Here is a 3,472-nt window from a genome sequence, read left to right as displayed (position 1 = left end):
TCATCGTCGGCACCAGCAGGATTCTACCCCGTCTGGTGGAACTCGTCCCCGGCCGCGGATAGGTGGTGAGCCCGACCTGCGCGGCGGCGAGTCGGCCGCCGACGAACACGAGGTGGGTGACGAGATCGCCCTGCGGATTGACGGGGGAGCCGGGAGAGGCGAACCAGGGTCGTCGTAGTGGTCGCACACGGATGCTCCTTCGCGTGGGTGCGGTGACGTGTCACGCTGACACCGCCGACCGGCAATCGAGCTCCGTTATCCACAGACGCGGCCTCGGCCGCCCGCCACGCCGCCCATCCACCGGGGGCTGCGGGAGTGGACGTCTCGATTTCACGCGCTACGGTTGCGGCGCAATCGGGTCCGGCGCGGGGACAGGCACCGGGAGCAGGCGTCGTGGACTCACTGGGAGCCACCCGACGAATCATTGGCAGGGAGCAGGAGTTCACGTGGCACACAAGCTCGTCATCGTCGAGTCGCCCAAGAAGGCGCAGATGATCGGCGGCTACCTCGGCAGCGGGTATGTCGTCGAGTCGTCCATCGGTCACATCCGAGACCTCCCGAACAACGCTGCTGACACGCCGGCCAAGATCAAGGACAAGCCGTGGGGTCGACTCGCCGTCGACGTCGACAACGGCTTCGAGCCCTACTACGTCGTGCCGCGCGACAAGAAGAGCCACATCGCCAAGCTCAAGAAGCTGCTCAAGGACGCCGACGAGCTCTACCTCGCCACCGATGAGGACCGCGAGGGTGAGGCGATCGCCTGGCACCTCCTCGACGAGCTCGCCCCCAAGGGCATCCCGGTCAAGCGGATGGTCTTCCACGAGATCACCAAGTCGGCCATCCTCGCCGCCGCCGACAGCCCCCGCGAGCTCGACATGGACCTCGTCGAGGCCCAGGAGACGCGCCGCATCCTCGACCGCCTCTACGGCTACGAGGTCTCACCCGTGCTCTGGCGCAAGGTGATGTCCGGCCTGTCCGCGGGGCGCGTCCAGTCCGTCGCCACCCGGCTCGTGGTCGACCGCGAGCGCGAGCGGATGAAGTTCAAGCTCGCGTCCTACTGGGACCTCGAGGGCACCTTCGACGCCGGCAGCTCGCACGAGCAGCGGATGTTCCCCGCGAAGCTCTACTCCCTCGACGGCGCCCGCGTCGCCCGCGGCAGCGACTTCGGCCAGGACGGCGTCCTGAAGAAGGACGGCATCGTCCACCTCGACCGCGCCCGCGCCGAGGCGCTGGCCGCGGCGCTGGAGGACACGACGTACGACGTCCGCCTCGTCGAGTCCAAGCCCTACCGCCGCTCGCCCTACGCCCCCTTCCGTACCACCACGCTCCAGCAGGAGGCCGGTCGCAAACTGGGGATGAGCTCCAGCGTCACGATGTCGGTCGCGCAGCGCCTCTACGAGGGCGGCTACATCACCTACATGCGTACCGACTCGACGACCCTGTCCGGCACTGCCATCAACGCCGCGCGGGCCCAGGTGCGCGAGCTCTACGGCGCCGAGTACCTCCCCGACGTGCCGCGCACCTACGTCTCCAAGGTCAAGAACGCGCAGGAGGCGCACGAGGCGATCCGCCCCGCCGGCGACTCGTTCCGCACCCCCGCGCAGACCGGCCTGACCGGTGACCAGTTCCGGCTCTACGAGCTGGTCTGGATGCGCACGGTCGCGTCGCAGATGAAGGACGCCACGGGCCAGTCCGTCTCCATCCGCATCGGCGGTGCGTCCTCGACCGGCGAGGACGCGGTCTTCGCCGCGAGCGGCCGCGTCATCACCTTCCACGGCTTCCTCAAGGCCTACGTCGAGGGCACCGACGACTCGTCCGTGCGCGACGACCAGGAGACCCGCCTGCCCAACCTGACCGAGGGCGAGGCTGTCTCGGCCGCATCGGTCCAGGCCGCGGGTCACGAGACGAAGCCGCCGGCCCGCTACACCGAGCCGACGCTGATCAAGGAGCTCGAAGAGCGCGAGATCGGGCGCCCTTCGACGTACGCCTCGATCATGGGCACCATCGTCAACCGTGGCTACGTCTACAAGAAGGGCTCGGCGCTGGTGCCGGCCTGGCTGGCGTTCTCGGTGGTGCGACTGCTCGAGGACCACTTCCCGCGGCAGATCTCCTACGAGTTCACCGCCCGCATGGAGGACGTCCTCGACGACATCGCCGGCGGCCGCCGCGACCGCAAGACCGAGCTGACCGAGTTCTACTTCGGTGGCGGCGAGATCGAGGGCTTGCACACGCTGGTCAACGAGCTCGGTGACATCGACGCCAAGGAGCTCGCGACCTTCCCGATCGGCGAGGGCATCGACCTGCGCGTGGGTCGGTACGGCCCGTACGTCGAGGGGCCCGGCCCCGAGGGCGACGAGGGTGCGCTCGTGCGGGCCAACGTGCCGGACGACCTGCCGCCCGACGAGCTGACGCTGGCCAAGGCTCGCGAGCTGCTCGCCAACCCGGCAGGTGAGGAGGCCGTGCTCGGCACCCACCCCGAGACCGGGCTCGAGGTGGTCGCCAAGAACGGCCGCTTCGGTCCCTACGTCACCGAGGTGCTGCCCGACGATGCGCCCAAGTCGGCCAAGCCGCGCACGGGCTCGCTGTTCAAGTCCATGTCCCTCGACACGGTGTCGCTGGACGAGGCGGTCAAGCTGCTCGAACTGCCGCGGGTCGTCGGTGTGGGCGAGGACGGCGAGGAGATCACCGCGCAGAACGGGCGCTACGGCCCCTATCTCAAGCGCGGCACCGACTCCCGGTCTCTGACCCATGAGGACCAGATCTTCGACATCACCCTCGACCAGGCACTGGCGATCTACGCCCAGCCCAAGCAGCGCGGTCGGGGCGCTGCGGTCGCTCCCCTCAAGGAGCTCGGCAACGACCCGGTCTCGGGTCAGCCGGTCGTCGTCAAGGCCGGTCGCTTCGGTGAGTACGTCACCGACGGCGAGTACAACGCCACCCTCCGCAAGGACGACACGATCGAGTCGATCAACCTCGAGCGAGCAGCCGAGCTCCTCCAGGAGCGGCGTGACAAGGGACCGGCGAAGAAGACGGCCAAGGAGGGCGCCAAGAAGTCCCCGGCCAAGAAGACGACGGCAAAGAAGTCCCCGGCCAAGAAGACGGCCGCGAAGAAGGCGACGACCAAGAAGGCGCCGGCGGCGAAGAAGACGGCCGCCCAGAAGGCGTAGGCGAGCAGGGTCGACGTCGGTGCCCGCCCGTAGGGTGTGCGCGTGAGCGAGAGGGTGTACTCCGACAGCGGACTGTTCGTCTGCTTCGAGGGCGGTGAGGGGGCCGGCAAGTCGACCCAGTCGCGCCGGCTCGCGCAGTGGCTCGAGGGGACCGGCCACACCGTTCTGCTCACCTTCGAGCCCGGCGACACCGAGGTCGGCAAGGCGTTGCGCCAGATCGTCCTCGACCCCGCCACGGGTGAGCTCTCGCACCGCACCGAGGTCTTGTTGTACGCCGCGGACAAGGCCGAGCACGTCGACACCGT

The 3,472-nt window shown here is 68.9% G+C and carries 3 protein-coding genes; 2 read left to right on the top strand and 1 reads right to left on the bottom strand.

Annotated elements, in window-relative coordinates; genetic code table 11:
* A partial coding sequence (locus RMO85_RS01220) for a hypothetical protein (RefSeq protein WP_310525947.1) occupies positions 1–187 on the bottom strand: 187 nt, incomplete at its 3' end.
* Between the two features lie 259 nt (positions 188–446).
* On the opposite strand from RMO85_RS01220, the gene topA reads away from it, so the two are divergent.
* Positions 447–3,167, top strand: a complete 2,721-nt coding sequence (topA, locus tag RMO85_RS01215) for a type I DNA topoisomerase (protein ID WP_310525946.1) — start codon at positions 447–449, stop codon at positions 3,165–3,167.
* 42 nt (positions 3,168–3,209) lie between these two features.
* Positions 3,210–3,472, top strand: a 263-nt coding sequence (locus RMO85_RS01210; RefSeq protein ID WP_310525945.1) for a dTMP kinase, incomplete at its 3' end; no start/stop codon positions are given.

Origin of the sequence: Nocardioides sp., from assembly GCF_031422975.1 — a bacterium.
GTDB lineage: Bacteria > Actinomycetota > Actinomycetes > Propionibacteriales > Nocardioidaceae > Nocardioides.
The sequence above is the reverse complement of the archived record's forward strand: the minus strand, read 5'-3'. Positions and strand labels throughout refer to the sequence as shown.